Source organism: Cutibacterium avidum 44067, from assembly GCF_000367205.1.
GTDB lineage: Bacteria > Actinomycetota > Actinomycetes > Propionibacteriales > Propionibacteriaceae > Cutibacterium > Cutibacterium avidum.
Map to the genome: position 1 here is coordinate 1502084 of NC_021064.1, position 26979 is coordinate 1529062.

At 63.7% G+C, this 26979-nt stretch carries 22 protein-coding genes; 4 read left to right on the forward strand and 18 right to left on the reverse strand.

What is annotated here, in order from left to right; genetic code table 11:
- Positions 1-3: 3 nt before the first annotated feature.
- From whiA to uvrC, 4 genes are read right to left on the reverse strand one after another with little or no spacing between them, the layout of a single operon-like run.
- Positions 4-993, reverse strand: coding sequence for a DNA-binding protein WhiA (whiA, locus tag PALO_RS06855; protein WP_015582959.1), 990 nt, complete (start codon positions 991-993; stop codon positions 4-6).
- A gap of 57 nt (positions 994-1050) precedes the next feature.
- The gene (locus PALO_RS06860) at positions 1051-2019 is read right to left on the reverse strand and encodes a gluconeogenesis factor YvcK family protein (protein ID WP_004811757.1); all 969 of its coding nucleotides are present in this window, start codon (positions 2017-2019) and stop codon (positions 1051-1053) included.
- A complete protein-coding gene (gene rapZ / locus PALO_RS06865) occupies positions 2016-2891 on the reverse strand; it encodes an RNase adapter RapZ (protein WP_004811758.1) in 876 nt (291 codons plus the stop codon). The genes PALO_RS06860 and rapZ overlap by 4 nt, the downstream gene beginning before the upstream one ends.
- Entirely contained in the window at positions 2888-4927 is a 2040-nt protein-coding gene (gene uvrC, locus PALO_RS06870) for an excinuclease ABC subunit UvrC (RefSeq protein WP_015582961.1), read from the reverse strand. The genes rapZ and uvrC overlap by 4 nt, the downstream gene beginning before the upstream one ends.
- 103 nt (positions 4928-5030) lie before the next feature.
- On the opposite strand from uvrC, the gene PALO_RS06875 reads away from it, so the two are divergent.
- Positions 5031-5777: a histidine phosphatase family protein gene (locus tag PALO_RS06875; protein ID WP_004811760.1), complete on the forward strand. Its 747-nt coding sequence runs from the start codon at positions 5031-5033 to the stop codon at positions 5775-5777.
- 16 nt (positions 5778-5793) lie between these two features.
- The gene (locus PALO_RS06880; protein ID WP_004811761.1) at positions 5794-6201 is read left to right on the forward strand and encodes a Rieske (2Fe-2S) protein; all 408 of its coding nucleotides are present in this window, start codon (positions 5794-5796) and stop codon (positions 6199-6201) included.
- Positions 6202-6206: 5 nt separating this feature from the next.
- Here the strand turns inward: PALO_RS06880 and uvrA are convergent, their stop codons facing one another.
- Entirely contained in the window at positions 6207-9152 is a 2946-nt protein-coding gene (uvrA, locus tag PALO_RS06885) for an excinuclease ABC subunit UvrA (RefSeq protein WP_023033370.1), read from the reverse strand.
- Between the two features lie 154 nt (positions 9153-9306).
- On the opposite strand from uvrA, the gene PALO_RS06890 reads away from it, so the two are divergent.
- Positions 9307-10050 carry a maleylpyruvate isomerase family mycothiol-dependent enzyme gene (locus PALO_RS06890; protein WP_015582963.1) on the forward strand — a complete coding sequence of 248 codons (744 nt, stop codon included), beginning with the start codon at positions 9307-9309 and terminating at the stop codon, positions 10048-10050.
- A gap of 45 nt (positions 10051-10095) precedes the next feature.
- The gene (locus tag PALO_RS06895; protein WP_015582964.1) at positions 10096-10752 is read left to right on the forward strand and encodes an MBL fold metallo-hydrolase; all 657 of its coding nucleotides are present in this window, start codon (positions 10096-10098) and stop codon (positions 10750-10752) included.
- A gap of 11 nt (positions 10753-10763) precedes the next feature.
- Here PALO_RS06895 and PALO_RS06900 read toward each other — a convergent pair whose 3' ends face one another.
- The 13 genes from PALO_RS06900 to rpsA form a co-directional block, all read right to left on the reverse strand.
- Positions 10764-11129, reverse strand: coding sequence for a hypothetical protein (locus PALO_RS06900; protein WP_015582965.1), 366 nt, complete (start codon positions 11127-11129; stop codon positions 10764-10766).
- Between the two features lie 251 nt (positions 11130-11380).
- The gene (locus tag PALO_RS06905; protein ID WP_015582966.1) at positions 11381-12373 is read right to left on the reverse strand and encodes a TerC family protein; all 993 of its coding nucleotides are present in this window, start codon (positions 12371-12373) and stop codon (positions 11381-11383) included.
- A gap of 205 nt (positions 12374-12578) precedes the next feature.
- Positions 12579-14684 carry an excinuclease ABC subunit UvrB gene (gene uvrB, locus PALO_RS06910; RefSeq protein WP_015582967.1) on the reverse strand — a complete coding sequence of 702 codons (2106 nt, stop codon included), beginning with the start codon at positions 14682-14684 and terminating at the stop codon, positions 12579-12581.
- A 63-nt stretch (positions 14685-14747) separates the two neighbouring features.
- A complete protein-coding gene (locus PALO_RS06915) occupies positions 14748-15758 on the reverse strand; it encodes a YeiH family protein (protein WP_015582968.1) in 1011 nt (336 codons plus the stop codon).
- Positions 15759-15792: 34 nt separating this feature from the next.
- Entirely contained in the window at positions 15793-16437 is a 645-nt protein-coding gene (gene coaE / locus PALO_RS06920; RefSeq protein WP_015582969.1) for a dephospho-CoA kinase, read from the reverse strand.
- A complete protein-coding gene (locus PALO_RS06925; protein ID WP_023033368.1) occupies positions 16437-16910 on the reverse strand; it encodes a hypothetical protein in 474 nt (157 codons plus the stop codon). Before PALO_RS06925 ends, coaE begins: the two co-directional genes overlap by 1 nt.
- 38 nt (positions 16911-16948) lie before the next feature.
- Complete coding sequence (locus tag PALO_RS06930) at positions 16949-18622, reverse strand: amino acid ABC transporter ATP-binding/permease protein (RefSeq protein ID WP_015582971.1); 1674 nt, start codon at positions 18620-18622, stop codon at positions 16949-16951.
- Complete coding sequence (locus PALO_RS06935; RefSeq protein WP_023033367.1) at positions 18619-20304, reverse strand: ABC transporter ATP-binding protein/permease; 1686 nt, start codon at positions 20302-20304, stop codon at positions 18619-18621. The genes PALO_RS06930 and PALO_RS06935 overlap by 4 nt, the downstream gene beginning before the upstream one ends.
- Complete coding sequence (locus PALO_RS06940) at positions 20304-21110, reverse strand: heme ABC transporter ATP-binding protein (protein ID WP_015582973.1); 807 nt, start codon at positions 21108-21110, stop codon at positions 20304-20306. Before PALO_RS06940 ends, PALO_RS06935 begins: the two co-directional genes overlap by 1 nt.
- Positions 21110-22168 carry a FecCD family ABC transporter permease gene (locus PALO_RS06945; protein WP_015582974.1) on the reverse strand — a complete coding sequence of 353 codons (1059 nt, stop codon included), beginning with the start codon at positions 22166-22168 and terminating at the stop codon, positions 21110-21112. Before PALO_RS06945 ends, PALO_RS06940 begins: the two co-directional genes overlap by 1 nt.
- A complete protein-coding gene (locus PALO_RS06950) occupies positions 22165-23064 on the reverse strand; it encodes a heme/hemin ABC transporter substrate-binding protein (protein WP_171023490.1) in 900 nt (299 codons plus the stop codon). Before PALO_RS06950 ends, PALO_RS06945 begins: the two co-directional genes overlap by 4 nt.
- A 276-nt stretch (positions 23065-23340) precedes the next feature.
- Positions 23341-24753 (reverse strand): HtaA domain-containing protein, encoded by a 1413-nt coding sequence (locus PALO_RS06955; RefSeq protein ID WP_041710071.1) that lies wholly within the window; start codon positions 24751-24753, stop codon positions 23341-23343.
- Positions 24754-25192: 439 nt separating this feature from the next.
- The gene (gene rpsA, locus PALO_RS06960; RefSeq protein ID WP_004811777.1) at positions 25193-26689 is read right to left on the reverse strand and encodes a 30S ribosomal protein S1; all 1497 of its coding nucleotides are present in this window, start codon (positions 26687-26689) and stop codon (positions 25193-25195) included.
- Positions 26690-26979 lie beyond the last annotated feature (290 nt).

A 26979-nucleotide genomic window follows, 5' to 3' on the forward strand; every position in this document is an offset into this window, starting at 1 on the left:
CAATCAGGCGCGGTCGTCGCGCATCTCGGGAGGAAGACTCTCCACCGTGGTGGGCTCGCCGTTGTTACGGGCCGTCTTGTCGGCCAGAGCCAACAGACGACGAATCCGTCCGGCAATGGCATCCTTCGTCAACGGAGGCTCGTGCAACTTACCCAATTCTTCCAAGCTGGCATTTCTGTGCTCAAGGCGAAGTTGGCCAGCGACCTGGAGATGTTCCGGAACGGAATCCCCGAGGATTTCCAGCGCACGTTCCACCCGGGCACTGGCAGTGACAGCAGCTCTGGCGGAACGACGCAGGTTGGCGTCGTCAAAATTGGCAAGACGATTCGCCGACGCCCTCACCTCACGGCGGAGACGACGATCCTCCCAGACCAGCACCGATTCGTGGGCGCCCATTCGCGTCAGCATGGCGGAAATGGCGTCACCGTCCCGGATCGTCACGCGGTCGATGCGTCGGGACTTCCGCTGCTTGGCCGAGATCTCCAGTCGGCGAGCTGCACCCACCAGGGCCATTGCGGCCTCCTCACCGGGAGCGGTGATTTCCATGGCCATGGAACGTCCAGGCTCGGTCAGGGAACCTCGGGCCAGGAAGGCGCCACGCCACGCGGCAGCCTGACAGCACCGTCCGCCACCGACGACCGGAACCGGTAGGCCACGCACCGGGCGACCGCGACGATCGAGCAGACCCGTCAGACGAGCCAGATCAGCGCCGCCGCGCACCATCCGCACCAAGTACCGGGTGTTCGAGTGCAAACCAGTGCCATTGACGACGACGAGGTCGGTGTCGAAGCCGAAGACCTCCTGGATGGACTGACGAAGTCGTCGCGCCGCACCCCCGGTGTCGACCTCGGCCTCGATCGTGATGTGGCGATGCTGCACCAGATGGATGCCACCTGCGAAGCGAAGGGTGGTGGCGATCTCGGAACGGCGGCAGCACAGCTTCTGCACCGGCACCGTCGCGAGTTCGTTCTTCACCTGCAGGGTGAGCGACATGTGGTTCTAGCCTCCGGAAAGGAATACAAAGGGTGACAGGGTGATCTTAGGCGACAATCAGCGAGGCTGGACGCCCATGATGTTGGCGTATGCCGACGCCAACCGCAGTGGGTCATGCCGAGCCGATCCATCACGCATTGCCAAATCGTCGACGACGATTTCAGCTCCCAGATTGTGCGCAAACGATTCCAGATGGGGATCCTGACCAGCAAACCCGCGATCGACGAGGACGACGTCGAAACGCATACGTGGCTCGTGCTCGGCGATGACCTCAAGATGTCGCGCGGGGCTGAATCCGTCCGTTTCGTCAGTCCCCGACACGTTGAGGGTGAGGATCTTCCGCGCCTTCGACTCGAGGATCGCGTCGACGATCTCAGGCACCAGGAGATGCGGCATGACCGAGGTGAACCACGATCCAGGCCCCAGGACGAGGTTGTCGGACTCGCGAATCGCCTCCAACGCCTGAGGGCAGGCCTCGGGTTCGGAGGGCTCCAGCCTCACCTTGAGCACCTCGGCCCGGGTCTTGGCGACCGTGGCCTGCCCGGTGAGGGTGTACTCCTCGTCCGGCTGATTCGGGTCCAGGCCGACCACCTGGGCGCTGATGTCAAGCGGGGTCAGGGACATCGGCAAGACGCGACCCCGAACGTCAAGGAGCTGACCGACCATGTCCAGGCCGGAAACAGGGTCGCCAAGCTCCTGCCACAGGCCCGCGATGAGCAGGTTACCGATGGCGTGGCCGGCGAGCTCACCGATGCCGTTGAAGCGCGCCTGCAGCACCTCCGCCCAGGTACGTCCGAGGTGATCATCAGCACACAGCGCGGCAAGAGCACGACGCAGGTCGCCCGGCGGCAGGATGTCGAATTCCTCGCGTAGCCGACCTGAGGAACCACCATTGTCGGCGACGGTGACCACGGCAGTGAGACGGTCCGTGAGCCGCCGCAGGGCACGCAGCGACACGGCCAGCCCGTGCCCACCGCCGAAGGCCGTGACAATCGGCAACTTCGAGGGGGTTGACACCATCGTCATTCCTTCCCGAGATCTCGGTGCAGGACGGCGGTGCGGTGCCCCCGAGCAGCCAGACGAGCGGACAATTCCTCGGAAATGGCGGTACTGCGATGTTTCCCGCCGGTGCAGCCAACGGCCACCGTGACCTGCTTCTTGCCCTCACGAAGATACCCCGGTGCCATGCCAGCCAGGAGTTCCTCGACTCGATCGATGAACTCGGTCGCGCCGGCCTGGGCCATGACGTAGGAGGCGACGTCGGAGGACAGACCCGTCTTGGGACGAAGCTCAGGGACCCAGTACGGGTTCGGCAGGAAACGGACATCGAAGACGAGGTCGGCGTCGATCGGGACCCCACGCTTGAATCCGAAGGACATCACCTGAAAGGCCAGGCCCTCGTCGATCCCCTCGGCGAAGGCGTGGTCGATGCGTTGGGCGAGCTGTCGAGCGGTGATGGAGGTGGTGTCGATGACGAGGTCAGCCTCGGCACGCAGGTCGGAGAGCATGCGACGCTCGAGGGCCACGGCGTCGAGGAGATGACCTCCTTGCTGGAGCGGCATGGGACGACGGCTGGACTCCTGACGACGCACGATGGTCTCGTCGGAGGCTTCCAGGAAGACGATGGCGGGGTCGATGCCGCGCTCGTCGAGGGCGGCGACGGCCACTCCCAGGGTGTCAAACATGATCCGGCTTCGAACGTCGAGGACGACTGCCAGACGATCGATGTCATTGGCGCCGATCTCGTCGACAAGAGCCCCCAACATCACCGGGGGCAAGTTGTCGACGACGTACCAGCCCAAGTCCTCCATGGCATGGGCAGCGGTACGACGGCCAGCACCGGAGATGCCGGAGATGATGACAACTCGCGGGGTTCTGGTCGTCTGTTCGGTGCTCACGGCTCAAGGGTAGTGCTGTTACCGGCATCGGCCAGTCCGTCAGCGTCAGCAACCTCGCCGGTTGCCGTGTTGATCGCCTCACCGGGCTTGTCCTTGGAGAGGGCCGCAACGACCTCTCCCGCGAGTTTGGGACCGAACCCAGGAATCTCGACGATGTCCTCGACGGTCGCCTTCCGTAACGCTCGCACTGACCCGAAGTGAGAGACGAGGGCCTTGCGACGGGTCTCCCCCAGTCCGGGGACCCCGTCGAGTACGGACTCCACCATTGCCTTGGATCGCTTGGACCGGTGGAAGGTGATGGCGAACCGGTGAGCCTCGTCACGGAGACGCTGTAGTAGGTAGAGTCCCTCGGAAGTGCGCGGCAGGATGACCGGCCACTCCTCGTCCGGAAGCCACACCTCCTCCAGACGTTTCGCCAGCCCGCACAGTGCGATCTCATCCTCGAGGCCGAACTCTTCGAGCACTTCCTGGGCGGCGTGTACCTGAGGTGCGCCGCCGTCGACGACGATGAGGTGCGGGGCGTAGGCGAACTTGCGAGGTGCCCCGGTGGTGGGGTCGATGAGGGAACCGACGTCACCGGTAGGGGTTTGTGCCTTGGCCATGGCGTCGCGGTCCTCGACGAGGCGACGCAGCCGTCTCGACAACACCTCGTGCATGGCGGCGAAGTCGTCGGACCCCTCGAATCCCTTGATGATGAATCGTCGGTACTCGGACTTGCGCGGCATGCCGTCCTCGAAGACGACCATCGACCCGACGACGTTGGTTCCCTGGATGTGGGAGATGTCGTAGGACTCCATCCGCAGCGGGGCGCGGTCCAGACCGAGGGCCTCCTGGATCTCCTCCAGGGCTCGGGTGCGCGTGGCCAGGTCAGAGGCTCGCTTCAGCTTGTGCTGAGCCAGAGTTTCCTTGGCGTTGCTGGTGACGGTGTCCATGAGGGTCGCCTTGTCACCGCGGCGCGGTACCCGGATCTCGACGTGGGAACCACGTTCGGAACTCAGAATCGTGGACATGGCGTCGGGATTCGCAGGATAGGTGGAGACGAGCACCAGCGGCGGGATGGCATTGCCATGACCGTCGTCACGGACCTGGCCGTCAGTGGAATTGATGCCGTAGAGCTGAGTGAGGAAGGTCTCCATGAGCTCGGCCTCGTCGGCGTCGTCGGCGCGGTCTGCCACCCAGCCCCGTTCGCCACGGATGCGTCCACCTCGGACGTGGAAAATCCTGACTCCCACCTCCAGCGGGTCGACGGCCATCGAGATGACGTCGGCGTCGGTCCCGTCACCGAGAACGACGGCATTGCGCTCCAGAGTCTTGGACAGGGCCCCCAGTGAGTCTCGGACGACGGCCGCACGTTCGAATTCCAGATTCTCGGCGGCCTCCGCCATCTCCGACTCCAGCCTCTTGACGATCTTCGTCGTACGGCCGGCCATGAAATCGCAGAACTCGTCAGCGATCTCGCGATGGGCCTCCGAGGTGATCCGACCGACGCAGGGAGCCGAGCACTTGCCGATGTAGCCGAGCAGACAGGGACGACCCTGGTTCTTCGCTCGATTGAAGACGCCGGTCGAGCAGGACCTCATCGGGAAGACCCGCAGCAAGGTCTCAACGGTGTCCCGGATTGCCCACGCCTGGCCGAACGGTCCGTAGTAGCGCCATCCCTTGTGATGAGCACCGCGACCGACGAAGACGCGCGGGTACTCGTCCGTCCAGGTGAAACACAGCCACGGGTAGGACTTGTCGTCGCGGTACATGACGTTGAATCGCGGATCGAATTCCTTGATCCAGGTGTATTCGAGCTGGAGGGACTCGACCTCGTTCTGCACCACTGTCCATTGCACGTGGGCGGCCGTGGTGACCATCCGTTGAGTACGCGGGTGGAGGGCCGAAATGTCCTGGAAGTAGGAGTTGAGCCGGTTGCGCAGGTTCTTGGCCTTGCCGACGTAGATGACCTGCCCGTGCTCGTCACTGAATCGATAGACCCCTGGTTGGGTGGGGATGGCCCCCGGGGCAGGACGGTAACTGGACGGATCGGCCATGGGGCAAGCCTAGGGGTCATGACGACGTGGTTCCTCCCTCCATCCGAACGCCCCGTCCTGCGGGCGGGAAATGCTCCAGCAGCTTCACCGGTAGGCTGGCCACGTGCATCTTCTCCTCATTCGCCACGGCCAGTCCGAAAACAATGCCAATGCAGCAAAGTCCGTCGAGGCGTACCGTCAAGGGCGCAAGCCTGACCCCGAACTCACCGAATTGGGACGACATCAGGCTGAGGCCCTGGGGGCATGGATCGGGTCAGTCTCTCCGCGACCGACCAAGCTGTATTCCTCCCCCATGATGCGCACCATTCAGACGGCAGCCCCGGTCGCCGAAGCCCTCGACATGCCCATCACCGTCAGCGACCTCATCTTCGAACGCCCCGGTCCGGTTGAGATTGTTGACGGAGCCGAGACCGGTCACCCCGGGTCACCGCTGTCGACCCTGTCTGCCATCACCGATCGCGCTGTCTTCCCGGAGACGATTACCGAGGAGGGGTGGCGCGAGGCCCGCATCGAAACTGCCGCAGAGGCGGCAGATCGTGCCGGTCGCATCGCCGAATGGGTGCGGGAGACACACGATGACGACGATTGCATTGCCCTGGTGGCCCACGGAGCCATCGGGTCGATGCTCCTGCTGCACCTCATTGCCCCACGACTTGCCGCTGATCTGCGCAATTACCCCATCGGTAGTGAACCCCACTGGGTCGGCTTGCAGAACACCGCCACCTCGATGATCGAGCTTCACCCGAATGGATATGAGGTTCATTGGATCAATCGGGTGGATCACCTCATCGAAGCAGGTATGGTTCACGGCGCCGTCGCCGCCTCCACCGGCAACCCCGGCACCCGCTGAGCACGAAGGAGAGACCATGTCCCCCACTCGACGCGAGATCCTGCGTACTGCTGGCGGCGTCGCTGCCCTGGCCACTGCCGGATCGGTCACCGGTTGCAACACCTACCAGAACTCCAATGACGTCCACACCGGCCCTGCAACGATCAAGGCCGCTGATGTCCCGGTGGGCGGCGGGACCGTGATCGACGGCACGAACTTCGTCGTCACCCAGCCCACCAAGGGCACCTACAAGGGCTTCGTGCGGGTGTGCCCACACGCTGGATGCCAGGTCGACGCGGTCCGTGACGGCTCCCTGCTGTGCCCCTGCCACGGTTCGAAGTTCGACATCACTGACGGTCATGTCACCAAGGGCCCCGCTGCTGCTGGCCTGGGCAAGGCCAAGGTGACCGAGAAGGACGGCACCTTGAGCGTCAGCGGTTCCTGAACCGATCAGCGGGTCTTCTTGCGAGAAGTCTTCTTCGCACCCTTCTTCCTGGCCTTGGCCGGCTCCTCGATGAGAGTCGGCCCATCGCCGACGGGGACTTCCTGCCCGGCCAGAATCTCGGACAGGAACTGCCCGGTGTAGGAGCCCTCGACGGTGGCCACCTGTTCCGGAGTCCCTTCCGCGACGACCAAGCCGCCTCCATTACCACCTTCGGGACCCATGTCGATGATCCAGTCAGCGGTCTTGATGACGTCAAGGTTGTGTTCGATGACGAGAACCGAGTTTCCCTGATCGACAAGCCGTCCCAGCACCAGCAAGAGCTTGCGAATGTCCTCGAAGTGCAGACCCGTCGTGGGTTCGTCGAGTACGTACAGCGTCTTGCCGGTAGAACGCTTCTGCAACTCTGAGGCAAGCTTGACGCGCTGTGCCTCTCCGCCCGACAGCGTCGTTGCCGGCTGTCCCAGCCGTACGTAGCCCAGTCCCACCTCGACGAGAGTCTTGAGGTGGCGGTGGATCGAGGAGATCGGCTCGAAGAAGGTGCACGCCTCCTCGATGGGCATGTCGAGCACCTCGGCGATCGTCTTGCCCTTGTAGTGGACCTCCAGGGTCTCGCGGTTGTACCGGGCTCCGTGGCAGACCTCGCACGGCACGTAGACGTCAGGAAGGAAGTTCATCTCGATCTTGATGGTGCCGTCACCCTGGCAGTTCTCACAGCGTCCCCCCTTGATGTTGAAGGAGAACCGGCCCTGCTGGTAGCCGCGCACCTTGGCCTCGGGGGTCTGGGCGAAGAGGGCACGAATCTTGTCGAAGACTCCGGTGTACGTTGCCGGGTTCGACCTCGGAGTCCGCCCAATCGGGGACTGGTCGACATGAATGACCTTGTCGATCTCCTCGACGCCGGTCATCGTCTCGTGCTTGCCGGGGACCGCCCGAGCTCCGTGAATCCGGTGTGCCAACGAGGTGTAGAGAATCTGGTTGACCAGAGTCGACTTGCCAGAACCACTCACTCCCGTGACGACGACGAGCTGGCCCAACGGGAAGGTGACATCCACGTCCTGCAAATTGTTCTCACGAGCGCCCTTGACGACCAACTGCCGTCCGGTTCGGGGACGTCGGCTCGCCGGCAACGGGATGGACCTCTTGCCCGACAGGTAGGCACCCGTCAGCGACCTCTCGCTGGCCAGCAGATCGTCGACGGTTCCCGAGACGACGACCTCTCCGCCGTGCTCGCCGGCTCCCGGGCCGACATCGACAACCCAGTCGGCGACGCGAATGGTGTCCTCGTCATGCTCGACGACGATGAGCGTGTTACCGAGATCCCGCAGCCTGACAAGGGTGTCGATGAGACGGCGGTTGTCGCGCTGGTGCAAACCGATGGAGGGCTCGTCGAGGACGTAGAGCACACCGACCAGTCCCGAACCAATCTGGGTGGCCAGTCGGATGCGCTGGGCCTCACCGCCCGACAGTGATCCGGCCGACCGGGACAAGGCCAGGTAGTCCAGACCGACGTCGACAAGGAACCGCAGCCGCGCTCGCACCTCCTTGATGACCCGCTCGGCAATGGTCGCCTCACGCTCCGTCAGCGTCAGGGCATTAAGGAATTGCGAGGCCTCCCCGATGGACATGTCGGAGACCTCGGCGATGTTGCGACCGCCAACCGTCACGGCCAGGCTCGTCGGCTTAAGTCGCTTGCCATGGCAGTCACGGCATGGCACCTCGCGCAGGTACTGTCCCCACCTGGAGCGGGCGGCGTCGGTCTCAGCCTCGTCGTAACGACGACGCACGTAGTGCAACACTCCCTCGTAATTCTGCGAGTAGGTGCGCACTCGGCCGAACCGGTTGCGGTACGAGACCATCACCGGATCGCCCTCGCCATGCATCACCAGCTTGCGCGCCTTCGCGGGAAGTTCTGACCAGGGCAGGGCCGCGTCAAAACCGTGGCTCTCCCCCAGACCCGCAAAGACGTGCTGGTAGTGGTTGGCCACTCGCGGCCCTGACCACGGCGCGATGGCTCCCTCGAGCAGACTCAGCCCTGAGTCGGGAACCACGAGTTCGGGATCGACCTCGAGGGTTGCCCCCAAACCCGAGCACGTCGGGCATGCTCCCCAGGGGCCGTTGAAGGAGAACTGGCGAGGTTCCAGCTCATCGATGTCGATGTCATGCTGGTTGGGGCAAGCCATCGTCTCGGAGAATCGACGTTCGCGATGCGGGTCGGAAGGGTTACGATCGACAAAGTCGATACCCACGATCCCGTGAGCCAGGCTGAGGGCGGTCTCCACGGATTCCGTCAGACGCTGCTTGGCCGACGGTTTGACCGCGATCCGGTCGACGACAACGTCGACGTCATGCTTGCGTTTCTTGTCCAGGGGCGACACCTCACCGAGTCGATGGACCTCACCATCAACGCGCACACGGGTGAAACCGTCAGTCGTCAGCTGCCGGAAGAGTTCGATGTACTCGCCCTTGCGGCCACGGACGACCGGCGCCAGCACCTGGAACTTCGTGCCCTCGTCCAGGGCCATCAACCGATCGACGATCTGCTGAGGGGTCTGACGGTTGATGAGCTCCCCGCACACCGGGCAGTGGGGCTTGCCGATACGGGCCCAGAGCAGACGCAGGTAGTCATGGATCTCCGTGATCGTGCCGACCGTCGAACGTGGGTTGCGGGACGTGGACTTCTGGTCGATGGAGACGGCGGGGCTGAGACCCTCGATGAAGTCGACGTCTGGCTTGTCCATCTGTCCGAGGAACTGGCGGGCGTAGGAGGACAAGGATTCCACGTAACGACGCTGGCCCTCAGCGAAGATGGTGTCGAAGGCAAGGGAGGATTTTCCCGATCCTGACAAGCCAGTGAACACAATCATGGCGTCCCGGGGAAGATCCAGGCTGACGTTGCGCAAATTGTGCTCTCGGGCACCGCGGACGATGATGTGGTCGCTCACAGGCTTCATGGTAGAGGCCACGGAAGACAGTTCTGCGGCTCTGCGCGGTCGGCAGAACGGAACACGGACGAGCCTCCCGAAGCCCTGTGGGCCTGGGACCAGCAGACCCATCCGGTGGCCATTGATCTGGCAACTTCCTTGAAGTGCAAGTAGGTTGGACGACATGAGCGCAGTCACACGACCTCCAGGTCTGTGTCCGAGCGCTCCCCTACACGAAATCCGCACTGCCAAACTGGAAGCCACCCAGCGACTTCTCGGGGCCACCATGGGCTTGTCGGATGAGGAGTGGCAGGCCCCCAGCCGCCTGGCTGGATGGACCCGCGCCCACATTGCGACCCATATAGCCCGCAATGCCGAGGCCCTGGAAACAGTGACGAGGGCCGTTGTCGCTGGCCGTGAGGTGCCCCGCCTGTATCCCTCTGACGAGATCCGCGACCGCGACATCGAACGCGGCTCGGAACGCACCGGGGTGGAATTGCAGATCGATCTGGACACCACGGCAGGCTCCCTCAATGCCACTTTCGACTCCCTCGAAGGCATGGATCCCGGCACTGCGATCTGGCTCACTGACGACATCCGTGTCGACGCCACCGACCTGCCTGCCCTGCGGCTTGCCGAGATCGCGCTCCACCACGTCGACCTCGATCTTGGAATGACCGTCGACGACCTCCCTGATGTCGCATCCCGAACCTTGTTGGAGTGGGCATGTTTCCGGCTACGGGACCGTCCAGAAGTCCCGGCCATGCGTATCGTCTCCGACTCCGGGCTGACTGATCGTATCGGCGGGGTTGGATTCGCTACGACGGTTCACGGGCCTGACGGCGCCCTGGCAGGATGGTTGTCAGGCAGAGGCGGAACCTCGCGTCTCGCCGAGGCCGACCAGCTCGCCGTTCCCATGCTCATCTGACGGAACTCCCGGCGGATCGCCTGCTCGTCCCAGGAAGGAATCGTCATGACGCTCCACCACGTCGATCCCGGACCCGAGGCTGACCTCATCAGGGTCAACGAGGACATTGACCTCATCAAGGTGTCGGTGGGTCCGATGGACAACAACGCCTATCTCATTCGTCCCGGCGCCGGTCCTGCTATCCTCGTCGACGCGGCAGCGGAACCCGGTCGGCTCAAGGCCCTCGTCGGCGACGACGAGGTCGGCGCCGTCATCACGACTCACCGTCACTCCGACCATACCGGAGCTCTCGCTGACGTCATTGCTGCGACGGGCGTCCAGCCCTGGTGCGGCAAACCCGACGCCGAGGCCATCGAGGCCGACACCGGCGTGGCCTGCCGCACGGTGTGGGACGGGGATCTCTTCGGCCTCGGCGACATGGAACTCGACGTCATCGGCCTGGTCGGCCATACCCCCGGGTCAATCGCCCTCCGGCTGCGCGGGGACCGGAGCGACCACATCATCACGGGAGATTCCCTCTTCCCCGGCGGTCCGGGACGGGTCCAAAATGAGACCCAGTTCGCAACGTTGATGACGGACCTGGAGAACAAGATCTTCGGGGTCTACGACGATGAGACGGTCATCTGGCCGGGGCACGGCCTGCCGACAACGCTCGGTGCGGAGCGGCCCCACCTGCCTGAGTGGCGCGAGCGGGGCTGGTGACGGGAACTCCTTCAGAGCTCCATCTGGCGACGACCGGGCGCTTCCTCGACCACGGTCAACGTTGCGTCTGCGTCGGCATGGCGGACGGCGCTTTCGAGCGTCTGGTTCACCACCCACGACAGCGAACTCAACACATCTTCACCGCCACTGCATGCTTCGACCAGCCCATCGCCGCACCGGAGCAGGGACGCTCCTCCGTCCAGCAAGTACTCCCCTTCGCTCGCATGGTCGCGCGACAACTCCGCCCAGGCCTCATCCAGGGCGGCAGCCGGTGACACCTGGATTCGCACCGTCATCAGCTGCGCCTTCTCAGCTTTCTGGGCGACCTTCAACGTGGGCGCCCATACGTCCGATTCCCATGGGAAAGAGACCCGCATTGCCCCTCCTCTTCCTCTTCGTCCTGGATCTGTCCAAGTAACTCGACCCTAGCGAGAGTACGTCGCGGTGGTCGAGCGGGCCTATGGACTCCAGCCCGGCACCAGCGAACCCGACATCGTGGCGCACCTGTTCAGCCTCTACGCGGCGGCCACCGGCCAGGAGGAGTGATATACGCGCACCGGGTACGCGCACGTCGGCACGTCCCTGAAGAATGACACGGCTTGTGCTCTCTCCACTCACGGCACACCGGTCAGGCGTCGATCTTGGCCTTGGCGTCGTCCCTCTTGCTCTTGATGACGCTCGCGACGGTGGTGAGGACTAGGGTCGCGACGATGGTGGTCAGGGACACCCCGATCGAGACCTCGGTGCTGATGCCGAACCACGCTTGGTCCAGGCCGTAGTAGTGCATGGCGTGACCGATGAGCTTGAGGGCGATGAAGCCCAGGATGACCGCCAGACCCAGTGACAGGTACACCAGGCGCTCGAGCAGGCTTCCGATGAGGAAGTACAGCTGGCGCAGGCCCATGAGGGCGAAGACGTTGGCGGTGAAGATGAGGTAGCCCTCGCTCGTCAGGCCGTAGGAGGCTGGGATGGAGTCCAGGGCGAAGAGCAGGTCAGTCATGCCGAGGGCGACACAGACCGTGAACATCGAGGTGGCCAGGGTCTTGCCGTTCTCACGGACGAAGAATCTGGTGCCGCGGTAGTCACCGGTGGTCGGAACCGTGCGCTTGAGCCACGCCATCAAACGGCCGTTCTCGCCGGTGACCTCATCCTCGTCATCCCGGTGATGGTACTCACGCACCTGGTCGATCGCCGAGTACAGCAGGAAAGCACCGAAGATGAAGAACACCCAGGCCCAAGCTTCCAGGATCGCCTGCCCCAGAGCAATGAAGACACCTCGGAAGACCAGGGCGACGATGATGCCCACCAGCAGGGCAAATTGCTGCAGCTTCCGTGGAACGTCGAACTTCTCCATGAGGATGAGGAAGATGAACAGGTTGTCGATCGACAAGCTGTACTCGGTCAACCACACCGCGAAGAACTGACCGCCTGCGGAATGCCCTTGCAGAATCCAGACGCCCAAGCCGAACAACACTGCCAGGCCGACGAACACACCAACGAAGGTGGCACATTCCTTGGTGGAGGGGACGTGAGGCTTTCGCCCCAGGACCATGACGTCCAAGAAGAGCAAGGCCCCCATCACAAGGATGGTGATGATCCAGACATACGCGTGAACGTGCAAAACCGGGCCTCCGAGGGAATAGCGAGAAGGTCCGGAGGTCTCGTCCGCACCGGCGCGGCAGGTGCCGTTTTACCGGGGCTGTGCAGCCGGACCGTGATGACACGATCGTGATGACGACCACACTCTTCTCAGGAGTACTCCCCTCCAGGGGCTTTCATCCTCTCACACCCGCGTCGTCCGACGCGAGTCGAAAACCGGGTGTGAACTAGCGATTCGCCTCCACCATCTGGCGCAATTCCTTCTTCAGGTCCGCGATCTCGTCGCGAAGACGAGCCGCCACCTCGAACTTAAGTTCGCCAGCAGCAGAGCGCATCTCTTCGGTGAGCTCGACGATGAGGTTGCCGAGATCTTCTTCGGCCATCTTCGAGGCATCCAGGCGCTTGCCCTGGGCCGCCCGCTGCTCGTCGGTGATCATCGAGTTGTAGCCGCGATGGCCTTTGCCATAGTTGAACTTCTCGACGAGAGCGTCGGTGTCGGCCTCCTCGCGGGCCAGCATCTCGGTGATGTCACCGATCTTCTTGCGAAGCGGTTGCGGGTCGATGCCATGCTCCTTGTTGTAGGCCAACTGGATTTCGCGACGACGATTCGTCTCGTCAATGGCGACCCGCATCGAGTCGGTGATCTGGTCGGCGTACATGATGACCTGACCGTTGACGTTTCGAGCGGCACGGCCGACGGTCTGGATGAGGGAGCGCTCCGAGCGAAGGAACCCTTCCTTGTCCGCATCCAGAATGGTCACCAGGGACACCTCCGGAAGGTCGAGGCCCTCTCGCAACAGGTTGATGCCGACGAGGACGTCGAACTCTCCCATGCGCAGTTCCTTGAGCAGTTCGATGCGCTTGAGGGTGTCGATCTCCGAGTGCAGGTAGCGGGTACGGATGCCGTGTTCCATGAGGTAGTCGGTGAGGTCCTCGGCCATCTTCTTGGTCAGGGTCGTCACCAGGACACGATCGCCGCGATCCACTCGGGTGCGGATCTCGGCCATGAGGTCGTCAATCTGGCCGCGAGTGGGCTTGACGATGATCTCAGGGTCGACCAGTCCCGTCGGGCGGATGATCTGCTGGACGACGCCATTGGCCCGCTCGGTCTCGTAGGCTCCGGGTGTGGCCGACAGATAGACGGTCTGGCCGATCCTCTGGGTGAACTCGTCGAATTTGAGAGGGCGGTTGTCCATCGCGCTGGGCAGTCGGAAGCCATGCTCCACGAGGGTGCGCTTACGGCTCATGTCGCCCTCGTACATGCCTCCGATCTGCGGGACGGTGACATGGGACTCGTCGATGACGAGCACGAAATCCTCGGGGAAGTAGTCGAGCAGACAGTTCGGGGCCGAGCCGGGAGCGCGTCCGTCAATGTGACGCGAGTAGTTCTCGATACCGGCACAGGCGCCGACCTGCTGCATCATCTCGATGTCGTAGGTGGTGCGCATCCGGAGTCGCTGGGCCTCCAGCAGTTTCCCGTCCCGTTCCAGGACAGCGAGGCGTTCCCCCAACTCCTTCTGGATGGACGCGATCGCCCTCTCCATGCGCTCCGGTCCAGCAACGTAGTGGGTCGCCGGGAAGACGTAGACCTGCTCGTCCTCACTGACGACCTCGCCGGTAAGCGGGTGCATGGTCGTGAGGGCCTCGATCTCGTCGCCGAAGAACTCCACGCGCAGGGCGTTCTCCTCGTAGACCGGGAAGATCTCCAGGGTGTCGCCGCGGACTCGGAAGGTGCCCCGCTCCCCCGAGATGTCATTGCGGACGTACTGGTTGGTGACGAGGTCACGCAACAGCTCGTCACGATCCCATTCCTGCCCCACCTCCAACGGGATCATCCGGTCGACGTACTCCTGCGGAGTACCCAGACCGTAGATGGCCGAGACGGTCGCCACGACGATGACGTCTCGCCGGGTCAACAAGGAATTCGTCGCGGAGTGACGCAGCCTCTCGACCTCCTCGTTGAGGCTGGAGTCCTTCTCGATGAAGGTGTCCGTCTGAGGGATGTACGCCTCGGGTTGGTAATAGTCGTAGTACGAGACGAAGTACTCGACGGCATTGTCCGGGAAGAAGGTGCGCAGCTCCTGGGCGAACTGGGCCGCCAGGGTCTTGTTTGGCTGCATGACGAGCATCGGCCGCTGCAACTTCTCCGCCAACCACGCCACCGTGGCCGTCTTACCAGTACCAGTGGCACCAAGCAGGACGACGTCCTGCTCACCGTTCTTGACCCTCCTCTCCAGCTCCGCGATAGCCTGCGGCTGGTCGCCAGAGGGGTCGAACTCACTGACGACGTGGAAGGGCGCAACGCGGCGAGTGATGTCGGTAACTGGACGCATGGGGACAACCCTAGTTCGGTGCCACCCCGATGCGAGAACCCCGGATTTCAGCCCGGCGGGAACTCAGACCAGGGCGAGAACGAGGAGCAGGGAGACGCCCGCAGCAATAGTCGCTGAGATGGCGCCCAGCCCGATGGCGCGCCCGCCGGTGGAGGCAATGACCTTGATACGGACACCGGCGCCCATCGCAGCCATGGCTGCCGTCAGCAGGATCGTGGCAATCTCATTGACCCCGCCCGTCAGCCAAGTGGGCAGGTCGAAGATCGAGCGAATGACGACCATGACGAGGAATCCAGCGACGAAGTGCGGAATGATCGGCCCCATCTTCGTCCCGGTGTGCCGCTGCGCGCTGCGCTTCTGTGATAGCCCCACCAGGGCAATGAGCGGCGCGAGCAACACGACGCGGCCGAGCTTGGTCACCACGGCGACGTCGGTGACGTGGGCGATGTTGCCCGCCGCCACCACCTGGCCGACCTCGTGAATCGATGCGCCGAGCCACACGCCAGTCTGGCGCGCAGTGAGCCCCAGAACGCCGGCCAGCCAAGGGAAGAGGAGAAGTGCCACGGTGCCGAAAAGGGTGACCGATGCCACCGCGGTCGCTGCGGCGTCGTCGACCTGACCGCGCCCTTCCTCACCCTTGAGGTCGGGACGCACGACGGCCGACATACCGGCCACGGCGGCGGCACCACAAATGCCGGTACCGGTGGCGGTGAGGATGCGAGTCGGCCCTGACAGTTTCATCGCGCGGCCGAGGTAGGTGGTCGCGAACCACGTCACCGTCAGGGTGACGAGGATGACGACGATGGGAGCCCAACCGAGTTTCGCCACCGTCGGCAGGGACAGCCGCAGACCGAGAAGGACGACACCGGTACGCAGGACGACCTTGTTGGTGAACGCCACTCCGGGCTCGGCAGAGGGACGGATGAGCTTGGTGTTACGCGCTATCCCTCCGAGGATGATGGCGATGAGCATGCTGGACAACAGCGGTACGACGTGATTGATCCCGTAGGAAATTGCAGCTGCGACGCCCATCAGCCCCAAACCGGGCAGGAGTTCCGATACGGATCGTGGCATGGGGCACATCCTCCCACGAACGGTCCGGTGCGAGCTACCGCTGAGGACCGCCAGATTTCCCACACCCAAGGATGTGGTCCCAAGCTCGGTCCACTTCGTGAGGAAGGTCCTCGAGCGAACAACCGGTGTCGATGACGACGTCGGCGACGTCCAGACGCTCCTGGCCGGATGCCTGGGCACGAATCCGGGACCACGCGTCCTCCTCAGAACGACCATCCCTCTCGACGACACGTCGCACCTGCTCGGCAGGATCGACGTCAACCACGACGACCGTGTCGAATTCGTCAGCTCTGCCGGTTTCCACGAGCAGGGGAATGTCGTGGACCACGACGACTTGTTCGTCCGCAGCGCAGGCTTCTTCGTCAACTCGCCGTGCAGCCTCCTCGACCAGAGGATGGATGATCCCTTCCAGACGTCGCCTGGCCGCTGGATCAGCGAAGACGATGGCCCCCAGCGCAGGACGGTTCAGGGAACCATCCTCGGAGAGCACCTTCTCACCGAATGTCTCGACGACCTGGCGAAGTCCCTCGGATCCGACTGCGACGACGTTCCGGGAGAGCTGGTCGTAATCGACGATGACGGCCCCGTGCTCGGCCAAGAGCGCGGATACCGTCGACTTGCCGCTGGCGATTCCGCCCGTCAGACCGACCCGGATAATGCTCTTCTGACGACCGGACATCAGGCTGGGATCTTCTCGTCAGACGGGGTCGCCGACCCACCAGAAGCCACGGTGCATTCCAGCGGAGTGAGACGCCAGGCGTTACCGGACTGGTCGATGACCATGGTCCACTGATCCTCCTGTGGACGACAGGTGGCAGGCCGGTCCTTGGCGGTCTCGGCATTGCCCTGGATGATGTCATTGATGTCGTCGTCACCGCTGAAGGCCTGTTCCATGGACTCGTTGACCTTGCCCCCCGAGTCCATCAGGCAGACCGTGACGGTCTTGCCCCTCCATCCCCTGACGGCGGTAGCCGTGGCGGGCTCGACCATTTTCTTGGCCAGGGCGGAATCGCACGTCAACCCGACGTTGGAGACGTCGGAACTCGCCTGGGTCGTTGCCGGCCTCGACCCTTCGTCAGAATGTGAACAGCCAGTCAACGCCGCGGCAGCAGTCAGGATCAGGACTGCCGTGGCCACTCGCGCAGCCCTCATGACACCTCCATCGGTCGTGGCACCAGCATAAGGGCGCGTCACCCCGTCGTCACCGGTTCAACCAGGTGTCCTCTGTCCATGACGACGACCTCACCGTCATGATCCTGGCCATGACTGATCTCCACCACCGTCGCCGCCGGCAGACACCGTGCAAGATTGGTTCGGATCTCTGCCGCCAGACGTGGATCAAGGGATGCGGTGAACTCGTCCAGCACGAGGACCTTGGGCCCCTGCAAAATGGCCCGCGCCACCGTCAGTCGCTGGGCCTGTCCTCCCGACAATCTGGTACCTCGTGGGCCGATGACCGTCTCCAGGCCATGATCCATACCTCGTACCTCGGCAGCAAGACCGACCTCGTCAAGCACACCCGACAACTCATCGTCAGTGGCGTCGGGGACCGCCAGCCTCAAATTGTCGGCGATCGAAGCGTTGAGCAACTCCACACGCTGGGACACCACGGCGATGGCACGACGCAGGGAGTCCAGGGTGAACGACGAGACCGGCTCACCGTCGAGGAGAACTTGGCCGGAATCGGGGTCATGGTGGCGCAGCAACAGATTCACCAACGTCGTCTTTCCCGACCCGGAGGCCCCCGTCACGACGACGTGTCCACCGGCAGGAACGCTGAGGCTCACCCCCTCAAGCGCAGGAGCCAGGGCTGTCCCATCGGCATTGCGGTAGGAAAAGGTGACGTCGCGCCATTCAACTGCCGGGGCGTGATCGAGACGGAGTTCCTGCGGACCGTCCACGACTTCCATGGGCGAGTGGCTGATCTGCCACAGGCGCCTCGCCGCCGCCAAGGAATGGTCGAGATAGCCGACGGCATCCTCAATCCCGCGCGGTCCCTCGACGATCCTCAGGCCGGCGGCGGCCAAAGCACACACTCCGACGGCGCCGACCCCCTCATGGATAGCCATCAAGGACACCGAGACGACGATGCCCATCGCCGCCGCCACACACGCGGCTCGTCGAATGGCCACGTACCGGCGAGCTTTGGCCGAGCCCTCGGCGATCTGGGCGTCGAGACGGGCCATCTCGGCCATCCGGTCGTGCTGGCGGCCGTACCCGACCACCTCGGCGGCGCCGAAGACCGAGTCCGTGACGTGCGCGGCAAGTTCGCGACGCAGGCCAAGGACCTCATGGGTGGCGTCCAGGCTCGATCTTGTCCCGACGACGAGTAGGACCGCGATGAGAACGGCCAGCACGACGGCGGGTATGGCCACCACAGACCACCCGTAGACAGCTCCGCCGGTGACCACAGCGATGAGCGGGGCGAGGAAGGCCGCCACAACGGGAGCAAAGGTGTGAGCGTAGACGACCTCGATGCGGTCGACGTCGCGGGTGAGGCTGGCCAGAACGTCACCGGTGCGCGAATGGCTGACGACAGCCGGAGCCTTGGGCCACAGCCGGGAGAAGGCATGGGTTCGCAACACCTCTAGGGCCTTGAAGGCCACGTAATGACCGCTGAACTGCTCCAGGTAGAAGGTGACGGCCTGCACCAGGGCCAGCCCGACCAACCATCCCAGCCAGGCCCGCACGGACCAGCCGGAGGTGACGACGGCGACCATTCCGCCGGCCGCCACCGCGAACAGTCCCATGTCGGCAACCAGGTGGACGATCCTCATGACGGCCGAGAAGTAGAGAGGTGGATGAACCGGGCGTGTGATTCCGGTGAGCCACGTCACGACGTCGCGTGTTGACGGTTCGCTCATGCTCGGTCCTCGCTCTCGACTCGATCAAGGTCCTCACTGTTCACCTCGTCGGCACTGACCGGCACGAGAGTGCCGTCCGCGACCCGGTAGACGTCATGGGCCAGGTCCAGGAGCCGGCGTCGGTGGGTGACCATGACGACCGTCGTGTCGTCACCGATCCTGGAGATGGCGTCAATGATGCGCTGTTCAGAGTCCATGTCCACGTGGGAGGTGGGCTCGTCGAGGAGGAGGATCTTCCGCCCGGACAGGAAGGCCCGAGCCAGCGAGATCCGTTGGGCCTGACCGCCGGAGAGCAGGCAACCCTGTTCACCGACGTCAGAATCCAACCCGCACGGCATTGACGCCACATCGTCGGCGACGTCTGCGCGCCTCAGCGCTTCCCACATCTGCTCGGGGGTGGCGTCCGGGTTGGCGACAGCGAGGTTGTCGGCGATCGTACCGGCGAACAACCACGTCCGCTGGTTGACCGATGCACTGACTCCACGGATGGCTCCGGCCTCGGCCAACTCGGCGTCAAGACCGTCGACGACGACCTGACCACAGTGCGCAGGCAACGTCCCTGTCATGACCCCGAGGAGGGTTGACTTGCCGGCTCCCGAGCGTCCGACGATGGCGGTGCGGGATCCGCGCGGGATGACGAGGTCAACACCGTGCAAGATCTCCGAATCTCCATACCCGACGGTGACGTCGCGAAGAGTCATCGCTCCCGAACCATCACCCGTCGAGGCCACCGGGCCGTGCGACGCTACGTGCTCCGGAGCCTCGTCGAACCACCTGCCAATGGACTTCTCCGACGCCTTGCCGCCCATGCCGATGTAGAAGAAGGCCGCCACCTGGTGCAGCGGCTCCAACAAGAGAACCGAGAGCAGCACGATGGTGATGGCTGACGTGGCCGTGATGTGGCCGTTGTGCCATCGCGTCATGGCCATGCCTGCCGACATGACGATGAAGAGGAGGGAGAACAGACCGTCCACGACGATGATGACGACCTGGTTTCCGGCCAAGAGCTTCATGATCGTTCCGCGGTTTGCCTCCCCGCGCTGTCGCAGATCATCCTCGACTCGTTGGCCAGCTCCCAGCATCCTTATGAGGACGAGGTTCGAGATGGCGTCCAGGTAGCTAGCAGTCAGGCGTGCTCGTTCCCGCCGGGACTCCGAGGACCTCTTGCGGAAGAGCTTGAGGAATCCCTTGATCAAGGTTGGAATGAGCGGACACATCACCAGCAGGACGAGTCCGGTGAGCCAGTCCAAACCGATGAGGATCCCGAGGCACACGAGGACAGGGGTGGTCAGCGCCGCGATCATGTCGGGACGGAACACCTGGCGGTACTCACTCACCCGCTCGGCGTTGTCACCGGCCAGGATGACGACCCTGTCACCTTCATCCGGAGCAGGTGGCGCGGAGAGGGATCGTCGGTAGAGGACGTCGAGTACTCGGGGATGCAGGGCAGCCTCCTCGGCACGGGCATGACGACCTGACATCCCCATGGCTGCACCTGCGGCTGCGGCAGCGACGACGCCGCCGACTCCCATCGCCCAGTACCGCCCGGAGCCGAGGACGAACCCCTCGAGGCGACCACCGACGGCCTGCCCCACGGCGACGAGGACGAGTGCCGTGCCAGCAACTTCGAGAAGGTGCACCGCAGCAACTTGCCGAGCCCGGTGGGGTGATCGGGGCGACATCACCGATGTTGCATCTCTGGGCATGGTGTCCTTCGCTCGTCGCGGGTGGGGTTCCAGGGACGTCTGGGCAGAACGACGAGATCCCCGGTCGACAACGTGATGACGTCGATGGGCCATCCGTACACGGAAGTGAGGTTACCCTCCGTGATAACCTCCTCGGGATCGCCGGCGGCCACGAGTTTTCCTTCGGAGAGCAGGGCAATGCGATCGCAGCAGGCCGCAGCCAATCCGACGTCATGCATCACCGCAACCACTGCGCATCCCGCTGCAGCCAGTTCCTGGCATATCTCCATGGTGCGTTCCTGATGACAGATGTCGAGAGCAGCAGTGGGCTCATCGAGAAACACATAGGGGGTGTCCTGGGCCAATACCCGGGCAAGGGTGACCCGGGAGCGTTCTCCCCCGGACAGAGCGGTGACCTCTCGGTCCGCCAACCCAGTAACCTCAGTGCGCTCCATCGCGGCCTCGACGAGAATGGCGTCCTCTGGGCCGCGTGGATGCGGGGAACGTCCCATCATGACGATGTCGTGAACCAGATAGGAGAACGGGAACTCGCTGAACTGGGGCATCACGGAGCGGCGCAGGGCTAGGTCGGGCCGCGCGATTTCCTGCAGCGGGACCCTGTCGAGTTCAACGGTTCCCTGCCACCCGTCGAGGTCTCCGCACAGCACGCTCAACAGGGTCGTCTTGCCGGCCCCGTTGGGCCCGAGCAGGCCGACGAATTCTCCGGCGCGGACGTCAAGATCGACTCCGTCCAGGATCGTCCGCTCCCCGTACCGAAAGGAAACACCACGGGCACGAATCATCACGACGCTCCCCCTCGTCGCATTCCTCGTCGCAACAGGATGAAGAAGGTTGGCCCGCCCACCATGGCCGTGAAGATGCCGATGGGAAGATCGGCGTAGGGGACAAGGGTGCGAGCTGCGACGTCCGACAGGGTCACCAGCAAACCCCCACCCAGCATGGAGGCCGGGATGAGCCATGTGTTCGCCGGCCCGATGACCAGCCGAAGCACATGAGGCACGATGAGGCCGACGAATGCGATGACCCCGGCGTAGGCCACCGCCGCAGAGGTGAGCAGGGCGGTGAGCGCGATCGAGGACAGCCTCAGCCGATTGACGTTGATACCGAGGTGCCCGGCAGCCCTCTCCCCCAGGGCCAGGGTGTCGAGCCTGGCGGCAATGAACACGGCCCAGACGATGCCGACGGCGGCCACCGTCCCGACCGTCGCCACCTGATTCCAGGTGGCCCCGTTGAGGGAACCCATCTGCCAGAAGACGATCTGGTCTCGTGCGGTCGTCGGGGCGACATAGGTTGACACCGAGGTGATCGCCGAACAGACCGCCGTCACCGCGATGCCGGTCAGCACGAGTGTGGTCGATTCTGTCCGTCGTCCGGACCGCGCCATGACGTAGACGGCGCTGGCAGCCAGCAATCCCGAGAGAAAGGCAGCCGCGGGAACCCCGAATCCGGCCAGGAAGGTGGGAGCCACCACGATCATGATCGATGCCCCCACAGCAGCCCCCGAGGAGACCCCGATGACGCCGGGTTCAGCGAGCGGGTTGGAGAACAGCGCCTGCATGACGGTTCCAGCCACTGCGAGGCTGGCTCCCACCAGAAGGCCCAGGACGATGCGGGGGAACCGGATCTGCCACAACACGGACTCCGCCAGGGGGTCAGCAAATGAGCCGCCGAAGACTCCTCTGACAACGTCAGTGGCCTCGACTCGGTACTGCCCGACCATCGCCGAGAGCAGCACGAGGCAGCACACGATGACAACCAGGATGATGAAGGTGACGACTCGGGTTCGCGCGCGTCGGGCAATTCCCGTTCGTGCAGTCGCAGGTTGGACGAGAGCGCTCATTTGACCCCGTACAGTGCCTTGGCGACCGAGGTCAGCACCTCACCGGTCTGCGGTCCGAAGGACAGAGAGATACCGTCCGGGATGGCGATGACGCGATGGTTCCTGCCCGCAATGGTGTTGGCCACCCCAGCTCTCGCCAGCAGACCCTTCATGCCACCGGTGGACGTCAGCCCGTCCTTCATGACGAAGATGGCATCCGGATTGAGGGAGACGAGGGATTCCGCATTCGCGGGGGCGACGCTCTTGATGCCCTTGTCTCCGGCGACATCGTCGCCACCCACGCCGTGGATGAGCTCACTGGCCCCGTCCTGCGAGCCGAGGATGAAGAAGATCCCAGCGGTGCCGCGCACGTAGAGGAAGGCGATCTTCATCGGCTTCTTCGGGGCCCACTGAGCTATTTCCTCCTTGGCTGCATCTATCTCATCCCGGGCACGCTTCATCAGAGCTTCACCGGCGGCGGGCTTGCCGACTGCTTTCGCAACCGTACGGATGAGGTCAGCGGTCTTGTCGACGCTGCGATGGGGGTCGACGAGGACGACCGGGATCCCAGACTTGCGAAGCTGATCAAGGGCTTCACGAGGACCAACGCTGCGGTCAGCAATGACGAGGGTCGGTTTGAGGGCAGCGATGGCCTCAACGTTGAGGGTGTGACCGTTCTCGGTGACGACGGGAAGATCGTGCAATTGTTTCTCAGTCGACGAGACGGTACGCCCGACGATCTTGTCCCCCATGCCCAGTCCGATGAGGGTACGGGAGAGGGTGCCGTAGAGGTCGAGGGCCAGGACCCGAGAGGTGTCGGTGACCGTCACCGTGTTGTTCTCGACGTCGGTGACCGTGACGGGCAGCTTCTGGCCGAAAGACCCGTCGACCGGCTTTGGGTCCGACAGGTCCGGCACCTCAGTGAGGCCGCGAAGGTTGCGAGGGTCAGGCAGCCTCGGCGCCGCAGTGGAGGGAGTTGCCGAGTGCGTCGAGGACGGCGACACCGTGGGGGCAACGGAGTGGGGCGATGTTTCTGACTGCGTGGCCGAGGGGCCACACCCGGCAACCAGCATCGCGAGTACGAGGCCGGCTCCGGCAACTCGACGGCGCATCCGGATCATGCAACGACCTTTCGGGAGGATGGTTGGGGGTGAGGTCGGGCGACCCCACCCCCATGAGTCAGGTTGGATGGATCAGTGCTCGGCGTAGCGGCGTCGGCACACGGCCACCGTCGAGATGACGACGATGAGGGCCAAGCTGCCAGCAGCAGCGATGTCGCCGCGAGCGGTCGAAGGTCCGAGGGCACCGGTGGCGGGCAGCCCACGACCGGACCCAGGACCGCCGCTGATGACCTTGCCGGTGACGGCATCGATGGTGACGTCGTGGCAGACCTTCTCGGCCGAGAGGGTGAGGCTCGACGACAGCGAATCCATCGGCTCACCAGTCTTGTAGAACCCGGCAAACGCCTTGGCACCCTGGGCCGTGAGCTTGACCGAGGAGCCATTGATCTTGACATTTCCAGAGGTGGAAGCGGAGAAGGTGGCGAAGTCAACTCGCCCGTAGTCGGTCTTCCTCCCATCCATCGAGGAGGACTTGACGGTCATGTACACGTGACCCGTCGACCCCTTGATGACCAGGGCGGGGTTGGAGATCGTCATGTCCAGGATGCCGTTGTGACCAGTCATGTGGACGGTCCCGGAGTAGTTGAGGGTGCCCGACTTGGTGGCGGGATCGAATGATCCGCTGCGCAGCGGGAAGGTGAAGGCCGAACCGTTCCAGTCGGCGCCGTTCGACAGCTTCCAGGAACCGTTGGCGATCGGGCCACGCAGATAGCTGGTGAAGGAGGTGCGCAGACCCCACCTGAGGGAACCGGCGGTGACCTTGGACCGGCCGTTGGTGCAAACCTTCTTGGTGATGGTGCGGTGGGGGGCCGGGGTGGTGACAACCGGCTTCACCGGTGCGGACTTGAGAGTGGGGGACGGCTTGGCAGAAACACTGGGCTTGGCCGGCATGCTGGGCTCGACGGGCTTGCTGGACTTGGACGGGGTGCTGGGCTTGACCGGGATCGACGGAGCGATTGATGGCTTTGGCGCCGGAGGAACCGGAGCGGCTTGGTAGGTCACCGGAGTACGAGTGTCATTGGACTTGTCGCGCCTCCCGACGCCATGAGCCTTGCTGGTCAGAACGACGTAGCCCTTGCCCTTCTCAAAGGCAGGAACGTACATCTTGATGGTGAACGAACCATCTGCGGCCATAGGCGCGCCCTGGGTGAATTTGGAACCTACGGCCTTCATCGCCGGCGGGTAGACCCAGATCGTGGAGGCGGACTCCGTCATGGGCTTGTTCGGGTCGTAACCGACGAATTTGTCCGAATTACCGTAGAACTGCTTGACCGACGAGGGAGCGACGGCGACGTACACACCGGTCCCTTCGGTCGCGAATCCCTTTCCGGTGATAGTGACCTTGCCGCCATCCCGGGATGCTTGTGAGACGGTCACAGTCGGACCGTCGGTCGCCCCCGCTGCCGGAGCGACAAGAGCTCCAGCCAGGGCCACCATGGCCCCGAGCACGCTGGCGACAAGTCTGCGCATTGCCGATGTGGTCATGAGACGTCCCCCTTTGCTGATCGATTCGGCTCACCTTGAGCCGTTCCATAGGTTAGCCTCACCTAAGTATTATGCGCAAGGGTGAAAATACTGGTCACAGCCATGTGAGCAGAAGGAGACTTTGCGGAAAGGGCCCATGGTAAGGGCACCCTCTTCGGCCTTGCTAACCTCCCGACCGTTGCCACGCAACCGTCCCTTCGACGACGAATACCGGTGAGAATCCGGAGCTGTCCCGCAACGGTGTGTCACTCCCCCGTGACGAGCCCGACCTGGTTCGAGAAGCGCTACACCGAGATTCTCGAGGAGGACGCGACCAAATAATACCGTGGCTGCCCCGACCCATCAGGGTCCACCTCAGCCCGGCCAGCTGACGAAACACGAGGGGCCCCGCCACGATGGCGGGGCCCCTCGACGTTGCGATGGGTCAACAACTGACCAATCAGTTGTGAGTCAGCTTGTCGCGGAGAGCCTGCAGGGCCTCGTCAGAAGCCAGCGAGCCCTCGGCCGGGCCACTGGTGTAGGACGACTGGGCTCCACCATCATTGAGGGCGGCCTCCTGCTCGGCCTGCTCGGCATCGATGACCTGCTTGCGATGAGCCTCCCAGCGAGCCTGGGCCTCGGCGTACTGCTGCTCCCAGGCGATGCGCTGCTCGTCGTAGCCCGGCTTCCAGTCGTTGGTCTCCGGATCGAAGCCCTCGGGGTAGATGTAGTTGCCGTCCTCGTCGTAGGAGGCGGTCATGCCGTAGAGCGACGGGTCGAACTCGTCGGACTCAACGTCGATGCCCTCGTTGGCCTGCTTGAGGGACAGCGAGATGCGGCGACGGTCGAGGTCAATGTCAATGATCTTGACCATGACATCGTCGTTGACGCTGACGACCTGCTCCGGGATCTCGACGTGACGCTCAGCCAGCTCGGAGACGTGGACCAAGCCCTCGATACCGTCCTCGACGCGGACGAAGGCACCAAACGGAACGAGCTTGGTGACCTTACCGGGAACGATCTGGCCGATCTGGTGCAGACGGGCGAAGGCCTGCCACGGATCTTCCTGGGTCGCCTTGAGGGACAGCGAGACGCGCTCGCGATCCATGTCGACATCCAGCACCTCAACGGTGACGGGCTGACCGACCTCGACAACCTCGCTCGGGTGGTCGATGTGCTTCCAGGACAGCTCGGAGACGTGGACCAGACCGTCCACCCCGCCGAGGTCGACGAAGGCACCGAAGTTGACGATCGAGGAGACGACACCCTTGCGGATCTGCCCCTTCTGCAGCTGGTGCAGGAAGTTCTGGCGAACCTCGGACTGGGTCTGCTCGAGCCAGGCACGACGAGACAGCACAACGTTGTTGCGGTTCTTGTCGAGCTCGATGATCTTGGCCTCGATCTCCTGGCCGACGTAGGGCTGGAGATCGCGGACACGGCGCATCTCGACGAGGGATGCGGGAAGGAAGCCACGCAGGCCGATGTCGACGATCAGACCACCCTTGACGACCTCGATGACGGTACCGGTGACGACGCCGTCCTCTTCCTTGATCTGCTCGATCGTGCCCCAGGCGCGCTCATACTGAGCACGCTTCTTGGACAGGATGAGACGACCCTCCTTGTCCTCCTTCTGCTGGACGAGGGCCTCGATCTCGTCACCGACGTTGACGACCTCGAAGGGGTCCACGTCATGCTTGATCGACAACTCCTTGGACGGGATAACACCCTCGGTCTTGTAACCGATGTCAAGGAGAACCTCGTCGCGGTCCACCTTGACGACGGTGCCAGAAACGATGTCGCCGTCGTTGAAGTACTTGATGGTGGCGTCCACAGCGGCCAGGAAGGCCTCCGGGCTGCCAAGGTCGTCAACCGCCACGGATCCATCGGCGGTGTTGGCGGCATTCTGCTGGTCGATGTCGACCGGGTTCGAGGTGGAGGCCTCAGTGGAGGAGGTCATGTAGTAGGACTCCGATTGATGTCAGGTGGTTTGAAACGCGCCGCAGCCCCGATCCTGGTGATCGAGCACGATCTACTCCCGTCCGAGATCGCACAGACCACAACGCAGAGATCAGCTTAATACCCAGGCATTCAAGGGGTCAACCAGCCTCATGCCTTTGCCGACACCTCTTCGTCATACACGCCGTCAACACGAGATCGAGTCAGCAGGAGGCCAGCCTCAGGAGAAGGTACCCTGCATTCGGAATCCGATTCCGTCGGACACTAACCCGTTCGGGAAATCCATCCCGA

What these genes read in the sequence shown, in the direction of transcription:
- whiA (WP_015582959.1), bottom strand. Translation starts at nt 993, where the DNA reads ATGTCGCTCACCCTGCAGGTGAAGAACGAACTCGCGACGGTGCCGGTG.
- PALO_RS06940 (WP_015582973.1), bottom strand. Translation starts at nt 21,110, where the DNA reads ATGATTCGTGCCCGTGGTGTTTCCTTTCGGTACGGGGAGCGGACGATC.
- coaE (WP_015582969.1), bottom strand. Translation starts at nt 16,437, where the DNA reads ATGTCCGGTCGTCAGAAGAGCATTATCCGGGTCGGTCTGACGGGCGGA.
- PALO_RS06860 (WP_004811757.1), bottom strand. Translation starts at nt 2,019, where the DNA reads ATGACGATGGTGTCAACCCCCTCGAAGTTGCCGATTGTCACGGCCTTC.
- PALO_RS06915 (WP_015582968.1), bottom strand. Translation starts at nt 15,758, where the DNA reads ATGCCACGATCCGTATCGGAACTCCTGCCCGGTTTGGGGCTGATGGGC.
- PALO_RS06895 (WP_015582964.1), top strand. Translation starts at nt 10,096, where the DNA reads ATGACGCTCCACCACGTCGATCCCGGACCCGAGGCTGACCTCATCAGG.
- PALO_RS06945 (WP_015582974.1), bottom strand. Translation starts at nt 22,168, where the DNA reads ATGAGCGCTCTCGTCCAACCTGCGACTGCACGAACGGGAATTGCCCGA.
- uvrA (WP_023033370.1), bottom strand. Translation starts at nt 9,152, where the DNA reads ATGAAGCCTGTGAGCGACCACATCATCGTCCGCGGTGCCCGAGAGCAC.
- PALO_RS06880 (WP_004811761.1), top strand. Translation starts at nt 5,794, where the DNA reads ATGTCCCCCACTCGACGCGAGATCCTGCGTACTGCTGGCGGCGTCGCT.
- PALO_RS06925 (WP_023033368.1), bottom strand. Translation starts at nt 16,910, where the DNA reads ATGAGGGCTGCGCGAGTGGCCACGGCAGTCCTGATCCTGACTGCTGCC.
- uvrB (WP_015582967.1), bottom strand. Translation starts at nt 14,684, where the DNA reads ATGCGTCCAGTTACCGACATCACTCGCCGCGTTGCGCCCTTCCACGTC.
- PALO_RS06955 (WP_041710071.1), bottom strand. Translation starts at nt 24,753, where the DNA reads ATGACCACATCGGCAATGCGCAGACTTGTCGCCAGCGTGCTCGGGGCC.
- uvrC (WP_015582961.1), bottom strand. Translation starts at nt 4,927, where the DNA reads ATGGCCGATCCGTCCAGTTACCGTCCTGCCCCGGGGGCCATCCCCACC.
- rpsA (WP_004811777.1), bottom strand. Translation starts at nt 26,689, where the DNA reads ATGACCTCCTCCACTGAGGCCTCCACCTCGAACCCGGTCGACATCGAC.
- PALO_RS06930 (WP_015582971.1), bottom strand. Translation starts at nt 18,622, where the DNA reads ATGAGCGAACCGTCAACACGCGACGTCGTGACGTGGCTCACCGGAATC.
- PALO_RS06935 (WP_023033367.1), bottom strand. Translation starts at nt 20,304, where the DNA reads ATGTCGCCCCGATCACCCCACCGGGCTCGGCAAGTTGCTGCGGTGCAC.
- PALO_RS06890 (WP_015582963.1), top strand. Translation starts at nt 9,307, where the DNA reads ATGAGCGCAGTCACACGACCTCCAGGTCTGTGTCCGAGCGCTCCCCTA.
- PALO_RS06900 (WP_015582965.1), bottom strand. Translation starts at nt 11,129, where the DNA reads ATGCGGGTCTCTTTCCCATGGGAATCGGACGTATGGGCGCCCACGTTG.